The organism is Paenibacillus sp. PvR098 (assembly GCF_017833255.1).
In the GTDB taxonomy this organism is placed as follows: Bacteria; Bacillota; Bacilli; order Paenibacillales; family NBRC-103111; genus Paenibacillus_G.
The window spans coordinates 1,920,004-1,938,933 of record NZ_JAFIBU010000001.1 but is presented as its reverse complement, the minus strand read 5'-3'; the positions used below and the strand labels follow the sequence as shown (position 1 = coordinate 1,938,933).

Genomic DNA, 18,930 nt, shown 5'->3' with positions numbered 1-18,930 from the left:
GGGGGAGGAAAATGACAACCAACATAGTAGACATCGAAGATATAGATCTAGTTTCCTCCGTAACTCAAGGTGATCAGATGGCTTTTAACTCTCTGCTAAGTCGTTATTTACCGATGATTCGTTATTTTTGCAAAAAATATTTTGCCCCGGGGTTGTTGAGGGGAGACTTGAATCAAGCCGGATGCATAGGGTTATTTGTTGCCTGCCAAAAATATAATCCTTGTAAAGGAATGCCGTTTGCGAGCTTTGCCAAATTACACATTAAACACCATATTATCAATGCCGTAAAAACAGCGTTAAGGAAAAAACAACAAATTTTAAATCAAAGTATTTCTTTGGATGAAACACCTTTTTGCGATCAGGAAAGAACCAGCCGATATGAACTTATCCCCCATTTCACAGCTTCACCTGAAGATATATATATGAATCGGGTAAAGGAGCAAGAATTGCGCGACATGTTTAAGGTGCATCTTACGGATTTGGAGAGGAAAGCGATTGTGGGTTTATTGGATGGTTTAGCATATAAAGAGATTGCTGATTTATCCGGTGTGGGTAACAAATCCGTTGATAATGCGATTAAAAGGGCGAAAGTAAAATTAAAGTCCGTCCTGCATTACAATGTATAGCAGATATGATGAAAATAAGAAGGGGCAAAGAAAATGGCGAACGTATTGGTAGTTGATGACGCTGCATTTATGAGAATTATGTTAAAGGATATCCTCACTAAGGGCGGACACCAAATTGTAGGCGAGGCTGGGAATGGCCTTGAAGCCATTGAACAATACAGCAAATTAAAGCCGGACCTGGTTACAATGGATATCACCATGCCGGAAATGGAAGGGATTGAGGCCTTAAAGCACATCAAAAAAGAGAATCCGAAGGCAAAGGTGATCATGTGCTCCGCCATGGGACAACAGTTGATGGTGGTTCAAGCCATACAGGCGGGCGCCACAGATTTTATAGTGAAGCCTTTTCTTGCGGACAGAGTACTCGAAGCAGTAAAGAAGGCAACAACTTAACTAGACATAGAAATAGATGATGATCTCTACTAAATAAAATATTCTGTTAACAGTTATTGTGATATGGGGTATTTTTGTTGTATGGCGAAGCTATATGATTCTCTAAGTCCTCTTGAGTTTGACCCAAGCGGACTTTTTATATTTCTTATCCATCGAATTGCGTGGTTGCTGAGTAAAGCCGATATCGGCGTGTCCTCCATCATGGGAAGGTTGGATCCGATGGAGCCCCGAAAGTCTCCGCCAAAAAGCTGTCGATGACTTGAAAACGATTTGACGGGATGAGAATATTTGCTTATTATTATCATTATCAATAATGATAATAAATGAGGTAATGAAGATGGCGAAGGAATCCAAATCGGATATTATGCTTCATCCCGTAAGGCTTAAAATTATGCAAACGCTGATTGGAGGCAGACGGCTTACGGTACAGCAAATGCAAGAAAGGCTTCCTGAAGTACCTCAAGCTACGTTGTACCGGCATCTCAATAAATTGACCTCGGCTGGTTTGGTGACGGTCGCGGATCAGAAGCAGGTCAGAGGAGCGGTGGAAAAGCAGTACGTTCTCGGGGAACAGGGACCTTCTTTGCAGCAAGAGGATACAAGGGATGGTGCGAAGGAAGACCAAATGCGGAATTTGATTTCTTTTATGGCTGCGGTATTAGGAGATTTCGAACGATATTTTGATCAACCGGCAATATCGGACTTGAAGAAGGACGGTGTGGGGTACCGGCAAGCGAGGCTGTATATGAACGATAATGAGTTTCAAGAGTGGGTACAGGACATTCGGAAGGCATTCGAGAAAGTTCTGCATCTTGAACCATCGCCGGACCGGCGCTGCAGGATCGTAACGACCATGATTGTGCCGGAGGCCAGCCAATGCGTCAATGACTACACTAACATTAGTGAGAAGAGGGAATCCGATGAACGAGATGATAAAGAATGAAACGGTTACCGTTAGAGGAAAATACGACTTAGAAGGGACTTTAACCACTCCGGCGCAGGAGGCTGGCAAACGGCCGGCCATATTAATCATTCCAGGCACAGGAATCAGCGACCGGGATGGCAACATGAAGCAGCTCCGCATGAATATTTACAAAGAGCTGGCCGAGAGCATCAGCCGCCTTGGCTTCATTACGCTCCGTTATGACAAAAGAGGAACGCATGCCAGCGGCGGTTCCTATGTGGAGGCGGGTTTTTGGGATCTTGTAGATGACGCGGAGGCTTGCGTGAAATACTTGGAGTCGCGCGCGGACGTTGATTCGGAGCGTGTTCTGGTCTTGGGTCATAGCGAAGGGGCCATCATTGCCCCAGCATTGAACGCCAGGCATCCGTTAGGGGGAATGATCCTGCTCGCGGGAATGGCCGAGCCGGGCAAGGAGGGATTCCCGAAGCAGTCGCAGCGGGCGATTCAAGAGCTGGAATCGATGAAGGGCTTGAAAGGGTCGCTGCTACGCCTGTTTCGTATACCCCAAATGGCCCAAAAGCAAACAGTGAAAACATTTGCTAAAATTCTCGGGTCTACGGGCGATACGATTCGCATTCAGGGCAAGAAAATCAACGCCAAATGGTTCCGGGAGCATGATGCCTACAATGTGCTAGACGACTTGGAAAAGGTTTTTTGCCCGGTCCTGGCCATCACCGGATCGAAGGATTTACAGGTTGAGCCAGAGCATGCGAGAGTCATAGCCGAAACGGTCCAAGGGCCGTCGGAATGGCATATTATTCCCGATATGACTCACATTTTAAAGAAAACGAACGATGAGCTCACCATGCTAACGCTTCTGAAATCATACAAGAAGATGACCGGTGAGCCCTTCGATCATGAAATGATGGGACTTATCGCCCGTTGGCTCGAAAGATTCAAATCGTAAGGGGGGTCAGTCAGACCGCTTTCTTGACGCCGCCGCCGAGCCGAAAATAAAAGATAATGGAAACGACGATGACCATGATAGCCAATACCGCAAAAATGTTACTGTAAATCAATGCCGGGCTATAAAGCAGAAACGGATTGAATTGAAAAGATGAAGTGCTGAAATCCAGCATTTTGCTGATGAGCGTAGTCGCTGTGGCACCTGAAATGAAATTGACCATCATCAAAAGCCCCATGCCTACTCCCGCCTGTTCTTTCGGCAGGGTTCGAGAGACCAGATTGGACATGGCGATCTGCATGAACGTCTGACCCACATTGCCGAATACAAGGAACAGCATCACGATCAGCGGCGACAGTCCGGCAACAAGAGACAACGAGCTAAATGAAATAAACAGTAGGGTAACCGCGGTGTATATCAGCTGCGCATTACCTTTGCCATCTGCGATTTTTCCGCCTGTTCTGCCGAGCAGTGAAGCAATGAGTGCTCCGGGAAACATGACGAATCCGATGATTGCTGGTGCCAAATGATTCATATTCGTCAGCATGAGCGGAGTCATGAACGGAATACCAAAGCTGAGCCCGGTGGACAGAAAGGCAATCAGGATGCCGTAGGTGTACTGCTTGTTGCGAAACAATGCGGGCTGGATAAACGGATGAGCAGCGCGTCGGATTCGCCATACAAACAGAACGAGCATGATGACTCCAAGGACCATCGGTGTCCAGGCTCCGTTAGTAACAGCCAATAGGAGCAGGCCAATCGTTGTGGCCATCAACCCTCCCCCAAGGAGATCGGTTTTCTCGGCTTGTCCTTTGGTGTCGTCCAAGTATTTGCGGAAAAACGGCAATGTAAGCAGCACTAGCAAAGATAGGCAAAATAGAAAGCGCCAGCTCGCCAGACTTGTAACGAATCCAGCGACAATAGGACCTACAGCGGTGCCCAGAGCGAGGCCTGCTGTAGTGGTCCCCAGGGCTCTCCCCCGTTTGTCGGGAGGGAAATAGCGCACAGGAATCAGCATGCCGACTGCTGGAATCACGGAAGCCCCTATCGATTGTAAAATGCGCCCGGCGATGATCATCCAGAACTCCGTTGCGATCAGGCCGACAATAGATCCCAGGGAGAAAAAGATAAATCCGAACGTGAGCAGATCCTTTAAACGATACGTATCGGCGAGCTTACCGTAGGTGACCGAACCAACGGCATAAACGATGATATAGCCTGTCACGATCCAGCTTACCTGCGATGGCGAGAGCTGGAATTCCTGACTGATGGAGGGGAGCGCGACGTTGAACATCGTTGCGTTCATGACAGATAGAATTAGTGTAAAGAACAGGACGCGAATCAGTTTTTCCCCGATCTGTATTTGACTGGCGGGTGAGGCTTTGGACATGAAAAATCCTTCTTTCTACTTCAGATTTGCGATGATTTTATCCAATACCCGCATGCAAACTTTCATCTCCTCCCGGTCGACTCCGGTTGAAGCCTCGGCTATGGTTTGTTGGGCTTGGCCGATAAGGCCTTTCTGCATCTCTCTTCCCTCGGGTGTTAAATAGATCAGATTTGTACGCCTGTCCTTAGAGTGGGGCAGGCGTGTCACCAAGTTTCTCTTGATCATGTTATCGATTAACCGGGAGATGCTGGGCTGATCTTTTTGTGTAGAACAGGCCAACCGGTTCTGCGTTTGACCATCCTCTTCCCAGAGCGTGATCATAATCTGCCACTGCTCGTGCGTGACGGGAAATTCCTTTTCCTTAAACTTCCGGTTCAATCGGTTGTTGATGAGACGGGAAGCATTAAATAACTTATAGCCGAGCGATCGTTCCAATACATAGCTGCGGTAATCCATCGCCGTTCCCCTTTTCCTTGTCTTGAGGTATAAAAAATACTATAGAAGAAAATAGTTGTTTAAACAAGTATTTTTTGCGATCGAAGTCCGGAGAATAGAAAAGGACCTTCACATGAAGGTCCACAAAATAGGGGGATATTAGAAGAACCCGCGTCACAACTGCGCCAGCCGCATCAGGAAGCATCCGGGCGCAGCAGCTTGGCCAACGCTTGAAAAGGCGAGCTCGCATCTTCTTTGCCTGAAGAATATACAACCTCGCTTGAGTATGTATAATCATCCTCGGGCGCGTTCGTTTGAAGTTCGAAATCTTCAAATCGCTTGATGAATATCAATGCCGTGTTAAATGCATCGTCCAGCGCCCGATGATGACTGCCCTCGAAAGCAATTCCTTCGATCTCTAGAGCACGCTTCAAGCCCACCTGCTGATAGATCTCGCCGCTTGTTTTTTTGGAGTACTGCTTTTGCAGATTGTTGTGATTTTTGACCCAATCCGGCTCCAGCTTCATTTGACGGCAATGGCGGATCAATTGGTATTTGTCGTCTGACCCCCAAGCCCCTAAATAATAGTTCTCTTCGCCGATCCACTTAACCCATTGATCTACAGCCTCACGATAGTCGGGCGCCCCGGTCATATCTTCCTGCCGGATTCCGGTAAACTCGGTCGTATGCTTGGAAAGAACTGGATTCTTGGACGGCCTTACGAACGTCTGAAACTTATCGACGATGTGCAGGATACCGTTCATTTCGGCCACCTTCACGGCTCCGATCTCAATAATCTCCGATAGATGCTGCTGCTTCCGCACCACCGTAAATTCCAAATCGTAAATGATATATATCATGTGATTAGCGCTCCTTCAAAGGATAATACACTTATTGTAGCAGATTTTCGGAGCGCGGAGTATTTAGAGTCAGGTTAACAAGATATGAAGGCACTATTTTTGGTGGCAGCACCGCTTGGTATAAAAATACAAAAACCATACGGCGTGATTCTGTTCATCCGCAGCCGCGCGGCGAAATTGGTTATGGATATAAGGATTTGTTGTTTTGTCGGAAATTTCCAAATAAAAATCTACGGTTTCCTGCTCATCCTTTAAAGCGGCTTGCAAACCCGAACTATACTCGGTCGGGCAGGATTCTGTTATTTGCGGATTTGGTTGTTTTCCGGTGAGAGAAGTATAGATTTGGGAAAATACATAGAAGTGCTTCATTTCATCCTTGCGGATTTCGAGGATCCGCTGTTGTTCTTCCTCACTTGGAGCCAATTTGGCTAGCTGCTCGTAGCAGGCCATGGCGCTGTACTCACCGTTAATCGCTTGATGAATGTCTTGAATGAAACGAATGTCGCTCTCGCTCCGGTAATGGTAATCGTTTAAGAACATTTCACTTGCCTCCTTGGGTACAATGTATAATCAGATTATTCAATTTGTTGGGCATTGAACATTGTCCTGAAAATTCTTGAAAAGATCAAAGAAGGTTATCGAACATATATTATGGTATACCAAATGGTTATTTTGTAAGCGTTTTAAAATATAATGAATTGATCAGTTATTTATAGTAAATGGAAGATAAACATATATTTTATTTAAAAATTAACGATATTTAAGTTTTGACTAAAATCGGTATATATTTCATAATCATGTACAAATGGTATACCTAATTAGCAGAATGGTATACCAATTATGAAAAGTTAGAGAATTTGTATAAAACAAAAAAAGGGAGGATTTTAAATGATTAGCAAAAAGTCGGCATCGATTCTTGTAGCTTCCGTATTTGGCTTGCAGGTGCTTACAGGCTGTGGAACGTCAGCTACAGAGAGTCAAGGCCAGGGGGCCAGCCCCGCAGCAGCGGAGAAGCCAGCAGTAGACTTCCCAACGAAATCCGTTACGATTGTGGTTCATACGAAGGCAGGCGGCCCCACAGATACGATGGCCCGTGAGTTGGCCAAAGCTGCTGAACCGCTTTTGGGTAAAACCGTAATGATTGAAAACCAACCCGGTGGAAGCGGAGCCTCTCAGATGGCTGAATTAGCCAAAGCAAAGCCGGATGGGTATACCCTTGGGACCCTGACTCCCTCCCAAATCGGGATGTGGAACAGTAATCTGAAGGAACAGTTTAAAGTGGACAGCTATTCTTATGTATCAGGGGTACAAATTGACCCTTATGTGATTGCGGTTCATTCGGAAAGCCCTTATAAAACATTGCAGGATCTTGTTGATGCCATGAAGGCAAAGCCCAAAACGATTAATGTCGGCGGATATGGCGCGATAGGATCAGGCCATAATGTTGCCTGGAACATCTTCGCCGAAAAAGCGGGTGTGCAAGCCAATTGGGTACCTTATGAAAGTACCGGAGAAGCGGTTACTGTTCTTCTAGGTAAAAACATTGATGTCGCCAACTCCAATCCGGCTCAAGTTTCCCAATATGTCAAAAGTGGACAATTAAGAGTACTGGCTGTCATGGCAGAGGAGCGTTTGCCTGAATTCCCTGACGTACCGACCTATAAAGAAGCCGGATATGAAGTGGATACCTCTTGGGCTCAGTTCAGAGGGATATATGCACCAGCCGGTATACCGGAGGAAGTCCTGCAGAAGCTTAACGACGTCTTTGGGGAAGCAATGCAAACGGAAGGGTTTAAAAACTATATGAAATCCGCACAAATGGTGGATGGCGCGATGGACCATAAGCAATTTACCGAGTATGTAAATAAACAAAATAACTTGACGAAGGAATGGCTTGAAAAGTTGAAATAATAAAAGAGTGATTAGGGGAGTTTGAACGTGAGTAAAACCATTGATCGATATACGAGTCTGGCTTTTCTGGTCATCGGGGCTATTTTTATGTATCGAAGCAATCAATTGGCCGCCCAAAGCTCATTCGACACTAGTGTGGGGCCTAACATTTTTCCGTTTGGACTTGGACTGGTTCTTATATTGCTGAGTTTTCGTCTATTATATGAAACCTTTCAATATAAGGATGAAAGCAAAGAGAAGATCGCTTTTGATTATAAGCGGTTCGGTATCGTCCTGGTGGCCACCATCCTGTATGTGCTGCTTCTTGAAGTTCTTGGATACGTGATTTGTACATTTGTTTTTCTACTCATCTGTTTTCAAACGATGGAAAAGGGAAGATGGATCCAATCCGTTCTTATTTCATTCTTATTTTCTTTCGGGCTTTATTATTTGTTTGTCGAGGTTCTGGAAGGTACCTTACCTGGATTACCGTCTTGGATAGGGGGGTAAAGGGGAGAAGATATGGACACATTACAGTTTTTATTTACTGGCTTTGGTATCGCGTTCCAATGGTATAATTTGCTCTTTGCCTTTTTCGGAGTATTGATTGGAACGGCTGTAGGAGTTTTACCCGGTATTGGTCCGATGAGCGGAATTGCTCTGTTAATTCCAGTCTCAGCTTCGATTACAAGTGGACTAGGTCCAGAGGCGGCTGCGACAAGTTCGATTATTTTACTTGCAGGAGTTTACTACGGCGCTATGTACGGCGGGTCAACGACTTCCATTCTTCTCAATACACCGGGTGAATCCTCATCCGTTGTCACTACACTAGACGGACATCAAATGGCTAAACAAGGACGTGCAGGCGCGGCCTTGGCGATTTCCGCTATCGGATCGTTTTTTGCCGGGATCGTTGCCTTAATTGCTCTTGTCATCTTGGCTGTTCCATTATCCAAAGTAGCGATTAAATTCGGTCCGGCGGAATATGTCGCACTAATGATACTCGGTTTATGTGCAGTAAGCGGTCTGGCAGGAAGATCCATGACCAAAGCGCTGATAATGACAGTTTTCGGGCTGCTGCTGAGCACCATTGGATTGGATACCGTGTCGGGTGTTGCGCGATTTACGTTCAACAACCCTGCGTTATTCCAAGGACTAGAGTTTTTAACTGTCGCGGTTGGTTTGTTTGCTCTTGGTGAGGTGTTTAAAACGATTCTTGAGAGAGAATCTAACAAGGGAACTGTCGCCAAAATTAAAAGAATCATGCCGACAAAACAAGATTTGAAAGATAGTACCATGCCTATCGTACGCGGGTCGTTATTGGGATTCTTCATAGGAGTCCTGCCAGGTGCCGGTGCAACCTTGGCTTCCTTCTTCTCCTATTCTGTAGAAAAGAAGGTGAGTAAAACTCCGGAAAAGTTTGGGCATGGGGCCATTGAAGGGGTAGCCGCACCTGAATCCGCCAATAATGCAGCCTCCGGCGGGGCTATGATTCCCCTCCTTACCCTGGGTATTCCAGGTTCAGGAACGACAGCGATTCTTATGGGTGCACTGATCATGTACAATGTTCAGCCGGGTCCATTGTTGTTTGAGGAGCATCCATCGATTGCTTGGGGACTCATTGCCAGCATGTTTATCGGGAATGTGATGTTGTTAATACTGAATATGCCGCTGGTTAAGGTATTTGCCAAAATTATTGAAACGCCGCCCAAATATTTGGTTCCAATGATTATCGCCATATCCATATTCGGTGTATATGCTGTGCAAGTATCCACATTCGATCTCATCTTGCTGGTAGCTTGCGGTCTGCTGGGATATTTTTTCACTAAACATGATTTTCCTCTGGCCCCTATCGTTCTAGGTCTGGTATTGGGGCCTATGATTGAAAATAACCTGCGCAGAGCTCTGATCACTACCAATGGAAGCTATTCTATTTTTATCGAAAGACCGGGTTCCCTGATTTTACTGTTAATCGCAGTACTGTGGATATTGATTCCAATAGTGATGAAATTGAGAGGCAAACAAGTGATTGTTAATGATGAAGCAGCTTAAATGATGCAGGAAAGCAAAGCTATACCTATGAATGCATCTCCCTCTCATAGAGACGAAGTTGAAAAACTGAGAAAACATGAGAAAATGAAAACAACAACACATTTGAGTGGGAGGATTTTACCATTGGTTGAAGAGTTAAACACGAAAGTGGATGGAGTGTATGAGTATATCTTTGATGCGATTAAAAGAGGGGACTTCCATTCTGAGAAAATCCTTTCAGAACGTGAGTTAGGCAATCTCCTTGGAGTCAGCCGTACCCCTATTCGTGAAGCCTTTCGTAAGCTGGAAAAAGAAGGATTAGTGCAATATGAGCCTCATCGAGGCGTCAGAGTCATTTCCTTCTCCCATGAAAAAATACGTCAATTATATCAAGTTCGAGAGATGCTGGAGGGCTTAGGTGCCCGCTTGCTGTCCCAATGCCAAAACCAAGCAGCTAATCAAAACCTTCGATTGTTACTTGAGCAAGCTGAACAGGCTGCGGATCAAGGTAATATAGCTATGCTATCCCAAATTAATCAGCAATTTCATATGGGAATTGCCTTGGGATCAGAAAATGTTTATTTAATTAACAGCCTGCAAACGCTGCAGTCCCATATCACCATTTTTATGGCAAAATCACTTTCGCAAAGCGGGAGACCTGTAGAAAACCTGAAGGAGCATTGGTTGATATTAAATGCCATTGAGAGCGGAGATTCGGAATTAGCAGAGGTGACGGCTAAATTCCATATCCGGAATGCGTATGCCAATGCCATCAAACAACTCGACAGCCACACCCAGTGATATCCCCCTTTTATGGGATTCATTCATAATAATATAAACGATAGGGAGAGAATAAAATGATTACACAAACACTTGTACAGAACTGCTTAAATACAAAATGGGAAGATATTCCCCAGGATGTCGTTCTTCATGCAAAGAAAAGTATTCTGAATTGGATGGGAGTTGCCGTTGGTGCGGCTTATCATCCTTCTGTAGACATGCTGTTAAGCTTAAAGGAAGACCTCCAGTCCAGTGAACAAGTGTCTATTCTTGGTAGGGAAGAGAAGGCGGATTTATTAATGTCCAGCTTGATTAATGGGATGAGCTCTCATATTTTTGATTACGATGATACCCATTTGGATACGATTCATCACCCTAGCGGACCCGTTGCTCCTGTTTGTTTTGCGCTTGCGGAAAAATTCGGCTTGAGCGGCAAGCAAGTATTGCGAGCCTTCATTCTTGGAGTAGAAGCGGAACTGCGAATCAGCAATGCTGTTTATCCAAGTCATTATCAGTTGGGATGGCATATCACGAGTACGGCCGGCGTGTTCGGCGCTGCTATCGCAGCAGGTATTTTGTTGGAATTAAATGAGGAGCAGCTGATTTATGCTCTGGGAATCGCAGGAACACAAGCGTTCGGGTTGCGTGAAATGTTTGGAACCATGACCAAGCCTTTTCATCCCGGTAAAGCGGCAGAGAATGGATTATTAGCTGCGTTATTGGCACAAAAAGGATTTACCAGCTCCAAGCAGGTTCTTGAGGCCAAAAGAGGATTTGCCAATGTACTGGCACCGGAACATGATCTGGAGAAGGTCAACATTGCATGGGGGACCCAATGGGAAACGCTTAAAAATGCATTTAAGCCTTATGCCTGCGGGATCGTTCTACACCCAGCCATTGACGCGTGTATTGCCCTAGGGAAAGAAGTAACAGATCCATCGCAGGTCAAAGAAATCGAAATTACAGTCAACCAGTACGTTCTTGAGCTTACAGGTAAACCGGAGCCTAAAACCGGCTTGGAAGGTAAGTTCAGTATTTACCACACAGGGTCTATTGCTTTCCTGGATGGCGATGCCAGCGAAGAACAATATCACGACTCCAAAGTGCTGGATCCACGGACAGTTGACTTTAGAAGTAAAATCAAACCGGTTGTCGATGAATCCTTCGAAGAGGACGAGTGTTTAGCGAAGCTTACCACCGTTGACGGAAAAGTGATTGAGTATCGAGTGCAGCATGCTACAGGCAGTATTGAAAATCCGATGACAGATGACATGCTCTGCAACAAATTTAAAAAATTAGTGACGGGGATCCTGGGAAGTGAAAATACAGAAGCCATTATTCAAAAGCTCTATGACCTTGATTCGATAGCCGATATTAATGAAATCATTCCTTATTGCACCAAATCGAAAGTGTCCGCATAGTTTCATGTAAGTTCTGATCATGGAAGAGCTAGCCCAAACGTCATGAAAAAAATGACCAAGGGCTGGCTCGTTTTTTTATTATGCCTACCTGCTTCCTCACGCCTGAAATCCACTTACCAGTTGTTTACTCATCGATCAACCGACCGTTATTCATGACTCGAACATTATATTGATTTGGTAGGTGGTTCATGCCCGAGTTTTACTTTCTCCAAAGAAAAAAGCCAGCAGCTTGTTGCCGCCTGGCTTTATCAGGGTACGCCATACTGATTTGAATTTTTCCGAGTCGGATTGCACTAATCGACAGGTCAGCCGTAAGCTTTTCCTCTGGTCAGCATACAAGGAACGCCTTTGCCCACGGCGCCGGGCAGAGACATGTTTTGTAAATATTGACGTCCCCTTTCGCATTTGAGGCAGCGCGCGCAAACATCCGAGGTCACGACCTTCATATTGAATTGATTTTTATCAATGGAGGATTGGATCTTCTTTTTGGCTTTTTTGTTTTTGCTCATAGCATTCATCTCCTAAGGCTTGGATGATGCATATTATGACGAAGCGTTTCTTTTTGCCACCGCTGAGGATGAAGGCGGGCAATGATTTTACCGTGACTATAGAAAAAAATGTCTATTCCTGTTGAAAAAAGAGGAATGTATGGATCGGATGTTGAATCACTACATGTATTCGGGGTACGAAATTCATGAGTCGGCCTAAGGAGGTACCCTTTAATCGGAGGAGGACATTTAATGAAGTATATCATTTGCCAAATGGCCAAGATTGTAGATATGAATGATGAAATTATGGCAGAGGTTTTGTTCAGCCATGGAGAATATGAAACGTCGCTGCTGTCTGTTGGATTTTCCGTTGTTTCGTATCCGCTGGGACTTAAAGAATTTGAAGTGGTGCATGATAAAAGGGAAGGCAGACGCGAACGCTTCAAGGTCATTGACGTCGAGGTCGATCTGATTGCGAATCCGACGTCCACCCGTGTATTCCTTGAGCCTGTCACTTTGATTATCGGCCAGCATGACGTTGGACAGTTTGCATAGGAACATGGGAAGGTTGGAAGAATGGGGGAGAATGGAGTATGAATAGAGTGTTTGTCGCCATCGGCAGCATCTGCGCACTGCTGTCCGTCGCATTTGGGGCTTTCGGTGCGCATGCGCTGAAAGAATGGCTGACGCCAGGCATGCTGGCGAATTACCAGACTGGCGTGCAATATCAAATGATGCACTCACTGGGTCTGATTGCTGTAGGTCTCTGTGCTTCGATACTGCCGGCAAGCGGACATCTACGCCGGGCAGGATGGTCCATGCTGATCGGTATCATCGTGTTTTCAGGCAGCCTCTATGTTCTGAGTATAACGGGAATTACTGTGCTTGGGGCCATTACGCCGATTGGCGGCATCGCATTTATATTCGGCTGGCTGTCGCTGGCGCTCGCAGCTTGGAAAAGCTCGTCTAACTAATGGTTCAGCTCAGAAGAGACCGTCCGGTACACCGGGCGGTCTCTTCTTTTAATCATCTAATTAGTATTTCATGCCGGAATAAGGAGGAAAAGGTCGATTTGTGTGGAAGATTATTAAAGAGGAGGCAGGGTGCAAAGGAGGCTGACAGTTATGAATAAGACGACCGATTCCGTAAGAACGGATCAAACCAAGAATAAACCTCTTGTTTCACTCCTCGTATACGGGTATATCACTTTCTGTTTGCTTGTGTCCATGTGGATGCCTGAATCTATATTATGGGCATTTTCCGGTGTGTCTGTGCTTCTGGTCATATATTTATGGCGGCGCGGTTTATCGCTCGAACGGTTCCAACAGTTTGTGAATGACGAGCGAACGCGAATGGAAGAGCAGTTAATCGAAAGTGGGAATGTGCTTCATGCATTGTTCTACCATAATCCGAATCCGGCTGCGATTATGGATCGGCATGGCCGTATAGTGAAGGTGAATGCAGCCGCGGTAAGAGTGCTGGGCTATTCGGAAGAGGAGCTCGCAGGACGGCACTATCTGACGATCCTGCCGGAGGATCAAACAGGTAAGGTTGCCAAACATTTTGCCGATGTGTTTAAAGTAGAGTCTCCTTCCTACAGCATATCCATACTACATAAAAAGGGTTATCCGTTAGAACTGCACGGGACGTCCGTACCCATTAAAGATCAAGAAGAGCAAACGACGGGATCAATCGTCATTTGCCAAGATTTCTCGGCCTCCAAACGGGCGGAGGATCAAATCCGATACCTGGCTTATTATGATGACTTGACTGGGCTACCGAACCGGCGGCTGTTTATGCAGCATTTGAGCGTAGCATCGGCTTCTTCTACACGCCATGGAGGTAAGCTGGCTGTCTTCTTTATTGATATTGACCGGTTCAAAATCATCAATGACAACTTTGGGCACGATTATGGCGATATGCTGCTTGTACAGGTGGCGGAACGGTTTACGAGGTGCTTGACAGATAACGATTTTTTGGCGCGAACGGAAGGTGACGAGTTTGTTTTGTTTTTGTCCGGACTGAGCTCGGCCGGGACAGCGGAACAAGTGGAGAAAATGGCGCGCAAAGTGACTCATCTTTTGGATGAGCCCTTTATGCTGGAGCAATACCAACTGCATATCACGGCAAGCGTCGGTATTGCTATTATGAATACAGAGACTCAAGATACCGGTGCGCTGATGAAATGCGCCGATCTTGCTTTGTCCTGCGCCAAGGAAAAAGGTAAGAACAATTACCAAATTTACAATCATGAAATGAAATCGCTTTCCTTACAGCGTCTGACATTGGACAGTGAATTGAGAAGGGCTATAGCAAGAAAGGAGCTGATCCTTCATTTTCAGCCGCAGATGAATGTCGTGTCCGGACGAATTATCGGCTTCGAAGCTTTAATCCGATGGATGCATCCGGAACGCGGAATGATCCTGCCCGGTCAATTCATTCCCTTTGCCGAAGAAAGTGGGTTGATTGTGTCGATCGGGGATTGGGTGCTTAGGGAGGCATGCAGGCTCAGCGCCGCTTGGCAAAAGGCTGGCCTGCCGCCGATTCCTGTTGCAGTAAATTTGTCTGCCAGGCAGTTTATGCAGAATAATCTGTACGCTAAGGTAAGTGAAGTGCTCTGCGAAACCGGACTTGATCCGTCTTTACTGGAGTTCGAGATTACGGAAAGCAGCACGATGGATATCGATCATGCCACGACACTTCTTCATGAGATGAAAAAGCTCGGGGTCAACATCAGTATCGATGATTTCGGGACGGGGTACAGCTCGTTTAGCTACTTGAAAAAGCTGCCGATCGATAAGCTGAAGATCGACCGCTCCTTCGTCAGCGAGTGTGTGAGCAATCCGAATGACGCTGCGATTGTAGCATCGATCATATCGATGACGAAGCACTTGAACCTGCGTGTGAGCGCAGAAGGGGTTGAGACGGAGGAACAGCTTGAATTTTTGCGAAGCAATCAGTGCGATGAAATTCAAGGCTACTTCTTCAGTCGGCCGGTGTCTGCGGACGAAGCGTTACGCCTCATGGAGCGTCAAGCGGCGTCTGAGGCAAATGAAGGACCGTCCTGAGCGGACGGTATTTCACCATTAATGTATGACATAATCGTCGATTTCGTTGATTTTGAGAAGATATACTTTTTTCTCGTCCACATGATAGACTGTCAAATTACCGCTTGCCGGGTCGACGCTGATGATTCGACAGGGCATGCTGAGCTTGATGCCCTTGCCTTTGACGATGGACAGGCGGATCAAGGTATTGTTTTGCTGAAATGTCATCATTTGTTCCCAGATATGCTTGTGCGGGTCGCTCTCCGGATGGTAAGGTTCTTCAGCTTTGCTGTTCTTTTTATTCAGGGCAGGGGCTGTCTTTGCCTCCGTCGGTATCTCGATTTTCTTGATCGCCGATCCGTTCAAAGCCACTTCGATTCTTTTACCTAATTCCACTCCTTGCTTAATTTGATAATCCTCTATAAGCTTCGTATTTAACAGATGCAACAGCGTTTCCAAGGCACGTCCATTGGTTTCATCCTCAATCATGATGTCCACGTTGAACAAAAACTTGCGCTTGTGCGGATTATCTCTCTCCATTGACGTCACCTCTTTTAATTCGGAATACTTATTTATACTATACCACTTTTTCGGGTTTGAAAGCAGTAGGTCCTTATTGGATACATGCCGACAAAGCACGCTTGGAACCGGACATACATATACTGACAGCATACCCTTGTTAAGAGGAGTGCTTATTATGATACGAATGGAACCGATGGATTTGGGAGGACGCACCGCACTTGCGGTCGAAGTGAAGCTGCCCAAAACAACGCTGCTTGTCGTTACTACAGATAAAGGCTATATTATGTGCGGAGCGCATAATATAATTTAATATGTACCCCAATTCTAATCCCTTATCAAATCGGCAAATTCCGAGTCGGACAAGCGTTTAGCCACTATTCTTTATTTACTGCTAGTTACTTAGAGATTCTTTTAAAGTACTAAAAGTGACCCGTTTTTGTGACTATTTTTGTGACCCTGTGACCAATGATGTGACTCTATTGTGATCAAAGAAGGATTATAAAAAACCGCTGGGCGACGGTATTGCCCTTCCTGATACGTATAAAGGCACTCTCCTAACCGAGGGTGCCTTTGTCTATATTCAATGCAAAGTAGATCTATAGTGTACTTAACATAAGACGATTTAGGAATAGGACAACTCAAAACGAGCATATGTCGTAGCAAAGAGAGGTGAACAATCATGGAGGATAACGGTAAAGTCATGTTGGGTGTGAAGGACATCATGAGGAAAATGGGCATCGGGCGAGATCGGGCTTATGAGATCATTAAGAGCGGCCAATTTCCTTCTAAAAAATTAGGACGGAGATATTTAGTGCATGAGCAAGTATTTGAAAACTGGCTAAAAAGTTCAGGTTCTATTAATTAGCTAAATATGGTATTTTTTCAGAGTCGGTGTATGTGGCAGAATGAGTTGACAATATGTCACATCGATACTGGCTCCATTTTTGTGGCCTTATGTTTGATCTTTTGTTCGGCGAAAAAATAAATACAATAATTACCTAAAATGTGTTTATTTTTTCGACAAAATCTGATATATTAGATATTAGGATTGAAGTCCTATAATTAGATAAAGGCAAATCCGTCGAAAGTCGGAGACGCAAAGCCACGGATCTAAAGCTTAAGAAGCTATGATCGCCGGGTTACCGAATATAGTTAACCGTAAACAAGGTGGCTATTTCATTATGGAATAGCCACTTTTATTTTACTATTGAGAAATCAGAAAGAGAGTGTTATTTATGAAATTTAAGATTGGGAAAAAGCTATTCTTCAGAAAAAAATTATCAATAAGATGGACGGTTGGAAAAAAGTTGGTTGGCGGATTTTTATGTGTATCCATACTTCTTGGAATGGTTAGTTTTATCTCGTATTACAATATCAATAAGGTAGAAGAATCGTTCTCCGATCTGGTTGATCGCCGGGCAGCGATATTGGCCAATGCAAAAGATATCCAGTATAATGCTTCTCAGCAAGTCGCAGGTATGCGAGGGGTGTTACTACAGGAAGAAGGCTCCGAAGAAATCGTATCTACGGCTATTAATGCAATGAATGAAGAAATAAAGGTTACATACGAAATGGTTCAAAGACCAGAGCTTTTGGAAGCGCTACAAACGCTTCAAATATTTAATGCCGAATTCCAAAGCAATGCAGATGCAGTCATCAATTTGATGAAAAGCAATCCGGCTGAGGCGAATCGTCATTCCGTTCAAGTCTTATTTCCTTTGTCAGGAAAAATTAGAGACATATCAAATCAAGTAGCTATGGATCAAGCCCATAATATGGAAGAGGGAAGTAAAGCGAATTCTGACTTGGTCAGTTCCGTACTCACAACGGTCATTACCCTGAGCATTGTTAGTTTCGTTCTGGCTATTGTAATCGGTGTAATCATTTCTCGAATGATTACAAGACCCATTGCAGCCATAGCAGAAGGTGCTCAAAAAATTTCACAGGGTATCCTTATAGAAGGTGATATTAAAGTGAAAAACCGTGATGAAATTGGCGATTTGGCGATTTCCTTTAATCTGATGAAACAAAATCTTCGTCATTTGATCGGCGAAGTCGGAATGAATTCTGAGCAGGTTGCCGCAACAGCGCAAGAATTATCTGCGAGTGCTGAACAGACTAGTAAAGCGACGGAACAAATTTCAATGGCCATTCAAGAAGTGGCTTTAGGGTCAGAAAAGCAGGTTCAAAGCGCTACAGAAGCCAATGAGGCAGCGGCAGAAATTTCGAGAGGGATGAATCAGGCTGCAGTGTCTATTCAGTCAGTAGCCGATTTGACGATGACGGCAAGCGATAAAGCGAATGCAGGCAATCAAGTGGTATCCCAGGCTGTAGAGCAAATGAACAGTATGCAGCGCTCAGCTGGTCACACAGCAGAGGTAATTAATGCACTTGGTGAAAAATCAAAGGAAATTGGCCACATTGTACAGATGATTACGGAAATTGCGAATCAAACAAACTTACTCGCTTTAAATGCTGCAATAGAAGCTGCGCGCGCAGGGGAACATGGACGAGGGTTTGCTGTGGTAGCTGATGAAGTAAGGAAATTAGCGGAACAATCAGGTAACGCGGCAGGCCAAATTCGCAATCTGATCGGGGAGGTTCAAGCCGAAGCGGACAAAGCTGTACAATCCATGAATGAAGGCGCATCTATCGTCAAAGAAGGAATTCACATGGTTCATCTGAGCGGTGAGTCCTTCAGGGATATTGTAAAGGCGATTGAACAGGTTGTCTCTGAATCTCAAGAGGTATCCGCTATTATCGAACAAGTGAATTCGAGTGGGCAAAACATGGCGGAGATGATGGAAGGCGTAGCTCACATTGCCGAGCAATCGTCAGGAAATACTCAGAACGTGGCTGCTTCAGCAGAAGAACAAAATGCCTCGATGGAGGAAATATCAGCTTCTGCGGAAGCTTTAACCAGAATGGCTCAAGATCTGCAGGATGTGATAAGTAAATTCAAAGTGTAGTCCCAAACAACCCGCTGTCGTGAATGACAGCGGGTCTTTTTTTGTGCAAAAAAAAAAACTCCTCTATTGGCTGTAATAGGACAAATCGTAAACCGCATATGTTACGAACCAAAAGAGGTGATGAAAAATGGATGCGCAGAATTTCGTTCCATAAAAGTGGGTCATAGGTACTTGGTTCATCATGGAGCTAGACCATGTGTGATTAATTCG

The 18,930-nt window shown here is 45.1% G+C and carries 21 protein-coding genes and 1 riboswitch; of the genes, 15 read left to right on the top strand and 6 right to left on the bottom strand.

Annotated elements, in window-relative coordinates; translation table 11 throughout:
* Positions 1-11: 11 nt before the first annotated feature.
* The 4 genes from JOE45_RS09730 to JOE45_RS09715 all read left to right on the top strand — a co-directional run bounded on the left by JOE45_RS09730 (position 12) and on the right by JOE45_RS09715 (position 2,890).
* Complete coding sequence (locus tag JOE45_RS09730; RefSeq protein ID WP_210020384.1) at positions 12-626, top strand: sigma-70 family RNA polymerase sigma factor; 615 nt, start codon at positions 12-14, stop codon at positions 624-626.
* A gap of 33 nt (positions 627-659) precedes the next feature.
* Positions 660-1,019, top strand: a complete 360-nt coding sequence (locus JOE45_RS09725) for a response regulator (protein ID WP_210020385.1) — start codon at positions 660-662, stop codon at positions 1,017-1,019.
* A 337-nt stretch (positions 1,020-1,356) separates the two neighbouring features.
* Positions 1,357-1,962, top strand: a complete 606-nt coding sequence (locus JOE45_RS09720) for a helix-turn-helix domain-containing protein (RefSeq protein WP_210020386.1) — start codon at positions 1,357-1,359, stop codon at positions 1,960-1,962.
* The gene (locus tag JOE45_RS09715; protein ID WP_210020387.1) at positions 1,940-2,890 is read left to right on the top strand and encodes an alpha/beta hydrolase; all 951 of its coding nucleotides are present in this window, start codon (positions 1,940-1,942) and stop codon (positions 2,888-2,890) included. Before JOE45_RS09720 ends, JOE45_RS09715 begins: the two co-directional genes overlap by 23 nt.
* A 10-nt stretch (positions 2,891-2,900) precedes the next feature.
* Here JOE45_RS09715 and JOE45_RS09710 read toward each other — a convergent pair whose 3' ends face one another.
* The 4 genes from JOE45_RS09710 to JOE45_RS09695 form a co-directional block, all read right to left on the bottom strand.
* Positions 2,901-4,277, bottom strand: coding sequence for an MFS transporter (locus tag JOE45_RS09710; RefSeq protein ID WP_210020388.1), 1,377 nt, complete (start codon positions 4,275-4,277; stop codon positions 2,901-2,903).
* Between the two features lie 15 nt (positions 4,278-4,292).
* A complete protein-coding gene (locus JOE45_RS09705; protein WP_210020389.1) occupies positions 4,293-4,733 on the bottom strand; it encodes a MarR family winged helix-turn-helix transcriptional regulator in 441 nt (146 codons plus the stop codon).
* A 173-nt stretch (positions 4,734-4,906) separates the two neighbouring features.
* A complete protein-coding gene (locus tag JOE45_RS09700; protein ID WP_210020390.1) occupies positions 4,907-5,572 on the bottom strand; it encodes a 3'-5' exonuclease in 666 nt (221 codons plus the stop codon).
* Positions 5,573-5,665: 93 nt separating this feature from the next.
* On the bottom strand, positions 5,666-6,112 hold the full coding sequence (locus JOE45_RS09695; RefSeq protein WP_210020391.1) for a ferritin-like domain-containing protein: 447 nt from the start codon (positions 6,110-6,112) through the stop codon (positions 5,666-5,668).
* A 348-nt stretch (positions 6,113-6,460) separates the two neighbouring features.
* On the opposite strand from JOE45_RS09695, the gene JOE45_RS09690 reads away from it, so the two are divergent.
* The 5 genes from JOE45_RS09690 to JOE45_RS09670 are packed head-to-tail and all read left to right on the top strand — an operon-like array spanning position 6,461 to position 11,694.
* A complete protein-coding gene (locus JOE45_RS09690; RefSeq protein ID WP_210020392.1) occupies positions 6,461-7,483 on the top strand; it encodes a tripartite tricarboxylate transporter substrate binding protein in 1,023 nt (340 codons plus the stop codon).
* 27 nt (positions 7,484-7,510) lie between these two features.
* Positions 7,511-7,972, top strand: a complete 462-nt coding sequence (locus JOE45_RS09685; protein WP_210020393.1) for a tripartite tricarboxylate transporter TctB family protein — start codon at positions 7,511-7,513, stop codon at positions 7,970-7,972.
* Between the two features lie 12 nt (positions 7,973-7,984).
* A complete protein-coding gene (locus tag JOE45_RS09680) occupies positions 7,985-9,514 on the top strand; it encodes a tripartite tricarboxylate transporter permease (RefSeq protein WP_210020394.1) in 1,530 nt (509 codons plus the stop codon).
* On the top strand, positions 9,515-10,294 hold the full coding sequence (locus JOE45_RS09675; protein ID WP_210020395.1) for a GntR family transcriptional regulator: 780 nt from the start codon (positions 9,515-9,517) through the stop codon (positions 10,292-10,294).
* Positions 10,295-10,350: 56 nt separating this feature from the next.
* A complete protein-coding gene (locus JOE45_RS09670) occupies positions 10,351-11,694 on the top strand; it encodes an MmgE/PrpD family protein (RefSeq protein ID WP_210020396.1) in 1,344 nt (447 codons plus the stop codon).
* Positions 11,695-11,999: 305 nt separating this feature from the next.
* Here JOE45_RS09670 and JOE45_RS09665 read toward each other — a convergent pair whose 3' ends face one another.
* A complete protein-coding gene (locus JOE45_RS09665; RefSeq protein ID WP_210020397.1) occupies positions 12,000-12,203 on the bottom strand; it encodes a hypothetical protein in 204 nt (67 codons plus the stop codon).
* A gap of 231 nt (positions 12,204-12,434) precedes the next feature.
* Here JOE45_RS09665 and JOE45_RS09660 point away from each other — a divergent pair, with 231 nt between their 5' ends.
* From JOE45_RS09660 to JOE45_RS09650, 3 genes are all read left to right on the top strand, one after another.
* Entirely contained in the window at positions 12,435-12,737 is a 303-nt protein-coding gene (locus JOE45_RS09660; RefSeq protein ID WP_210020398.1) for a hypothetical protein, read from the top strand.
* Positions 12,738-12,775: 38 nt separating this feature from the next.
* Positions 12,776-13,156 (top strand): DUF423 domain-containing protein, encoded by a 381-nt coding sequence (locus tag JOE45_RS09655; RefSeq protein ID WP_210020399.1) that lies wholly within the window; start codon positions 12,776-12,778, stop codon positions 13,154-13,156.
* 150 nt (positions 13,157-13,306) lie between these two features.
* Complete coding sequence (locus tag JOE45_RS09650; protein WP_210020400.1) at positions 13,307-15,250, top strand: putative bifunctional diguanylate cyclase/phosphodiesterase; 1,944 nt, start codon at positions 13,307-13,309, stop codon at positions 15,248-15,250.
* Positions 15,251-15,268: 18 nt separating this feature from the next.
* Here the strand turns inward: JOE45_RS09650 and JOE45_RS09645 are convergent, their stop codons facing one another.
* On the bottom strand, positions 15,269-15,769 hold the full coding sequence (locus JOE45_RS09645; protein ID WP_210020401.1) for a hypothetical protein: 501 nt from the start codon (positions 15,767-15,769) through the stop codon (positions 15,269-15,271).
* Positions 15,770-15,926: 157 nt separating this feature from the next.
* Here JOE45_RS09645 and JOE45_RS23510 point away from each other — a divergent pair, with 157 nt between their 5' ends.
* The 3 genes from JOE45_RS23510 to JOE45_RS09635 all read left to right on the top strand — a co-directional run bounded on the left by JOE45_RS23510 (position 15,927) and on the right by JOE45_RS09635 (position 18,720).
* Positions 15,927-16,061 (top strand): hypothetical protein, encoded by a 135-nt coding sequence (locus tag JOE45_RS23510; RefSeq protein WP_481856107.1) that lies wholly within the window; start codon positions 15,927-15,929, stop codon positions 16,059-16,061.
* Between the two features lie 369 nt (positions 16,062-16,430).
* Complete coding sequence (locus tag JOE45_RS09640; protein ID WP_210020402.1) at positions 16,431-16,616, top strand: helix-turn-helix domain-containing protein; 186 nt, start codon at positions 16,431-16,433, stop codon at positions 16,614-16,616.
* A 196-nt stretch (positions 16,617-16,812) separates the two neighbouring features.
* Positions 16,813-16,898, top strand: a riboswitch (cyclic di-GMP riboswitch).
* A gap of 88 nt (positions 16,899-16,986) precedes the next feature.
* Positions 16,987-18,720 (top strand): methyl-accepting chemotaxis protein, encoded by a 1,734-nt coding sequence (locus tag JOE45_RS09635; RefSeq protein WP_210020403.1) that lies wholly within the window; start codon positions 16,987-16,989, stop codon positions 18,718-18,720.
* The last annotated feature ends 210 nt before the right edge of the window (positions 18,721-18,930 follow it).

Excerpts from the sequence above, each read along its gene's own strand:
- JOE45_RS09660 (WP_210020398.1), top strand. The coding sequence starts at position 12,435 with ATGAAGTATATCATTTGCCAAATGGCCAAGATTGTAGATATGAATGAT.
- JOE45_RS09710 (WP_210020388.1), bottom strand. The coding sequence starts at position 4,277 with ATGTCCAAAGCCTCACCCGCCAGTCAAATACAGATCGGGGAAAAACTG.
- JOE45_RS09665 (WP_210020397.1), bottom strand. The coding sequence starts at position 12,203 with ATGAGCAAAAACAAAAAAGCCAAAAAGAAGATCCAATCCTCCATTGAT.
- JOE45_RS09715 (WP_210020387.1), top strand. The coding sequence starts at position 1,940 with ATGAACGAGATGATAAAGAATGAAACGGTTACCGTTAGAGGAAAATAC.
- JOE45_RS09720 (WP_210020386.1), top strand. The coding sequence starts at position 1,357 with ATGGCGAAGGAATCCAAATCGGATATTATGCTTCATCCCGTAAGGCTT.
- JOE45_RS09645 (WP_210020401.1), bottom strand. The coding sequence starts at position 15,769 with ATGGAGAGAGATAATCCGCACAAGCGCAAGTTTTTGTTCAACGTGGAC.
- JOE45_RS09700 (WP_210020390.1), bottom strand. The coding sequence starts at position 5,572 with ATGATATATATCATTTACGATTTGGAATTTACGGTGGTGCGGAAGCAG.
- JOE45_RS09650 (WP_210020400.1), top strand. The coding sequence starts at position 13,307 with ATGAATAAGACGACCGATTCCGTAAGAACGGATCAAACCAAGAATAAA.
- JOE45_RS09640 (WP_210020402.1), top strand. The coding sequence starts at position 16,431 with ATGGAGGATAACGGTAAAGTCATGTTGGGTGTGAAGGACATCATGAGG.
- JOE45_RS23510 (WP_481856107.1), top strand. The coding sequence starts at position 15,927 with ATGATACGAATGGAACCGATGGATTTGGGAGGACGCACCGCACTTGCG.
- JOE45_RS09730 (WP_210020384.1), top strand. The coding sequence starts at position 12 with ATGACAACCAACATAGTAGACATCGAAGATATAGATCTAGTTTCCTCC.
- JOE45_RS09670 (WP_210020396.1), top strand. The coding sequence starts at position 10,351 with ATGATTACACAAACACTTGTACAGAACTGCTTAAATACAAAATGGGAA.
- JOE45_RS09690 (WP_210020392.1), top strand. The coding sequence starts at position 6,461 with ATGATTAGCAAAAAGTCGGCATCGATTCTTGTAGCTTCCGTATTTGGC.
- JOE45_RS09725 (WP_210020385.1), top strand. The coding sequence starts at position 660 with ATGGCGAACGTATTGGTAGTTGATGACGCTGCATTTATGAGAATTATG.
- JOE45_RS09695 (WP_210020391.1), bottom strand. The coding sequence starts at position 6,112 with ATGTTCTTAAACGATTACCATTACCGGAGCGAGAGCGACATTCGTTTC.
- JOE45_RS09705 (WP_210020389.1), bottom strand. The coding sequence starts at position 4,733 with ATGGATTACCGCAGCTATGTATTGGAACGATCGCTCGGCTATAAGTTA.
- JOE45_RS09655 (WP_210020399.1), top strand. The coding sequence starts at position 12,776 with ATGAATAGAGTGTTTGTCGCCATCGGCAGCATCTGCGCACTGCTGTCC.
- JOE45_RS09675 (WP_210020395.1), top strand. The coding sequence starts at position 9,515 with ATGATGCAGGAAAGCAAAGCTATACCTATGAATGCATCTCCCTCTCAT.
- JOE45_RS09635 (WP_210020403.1), top strand. The coding sequence starts at position 16,987 with ATGAAATTTAAGATTGGGAAAAAGCTATTCTTCAGAAAAAAATTATCA.
- JOE45_RS09680 (WP_210020394.1), top strand. The coding sequence starts at position 7,985 with ATGGACACATTACAGTTTTTATTTACTGGCTTTGGTATCGCGTTCCAA.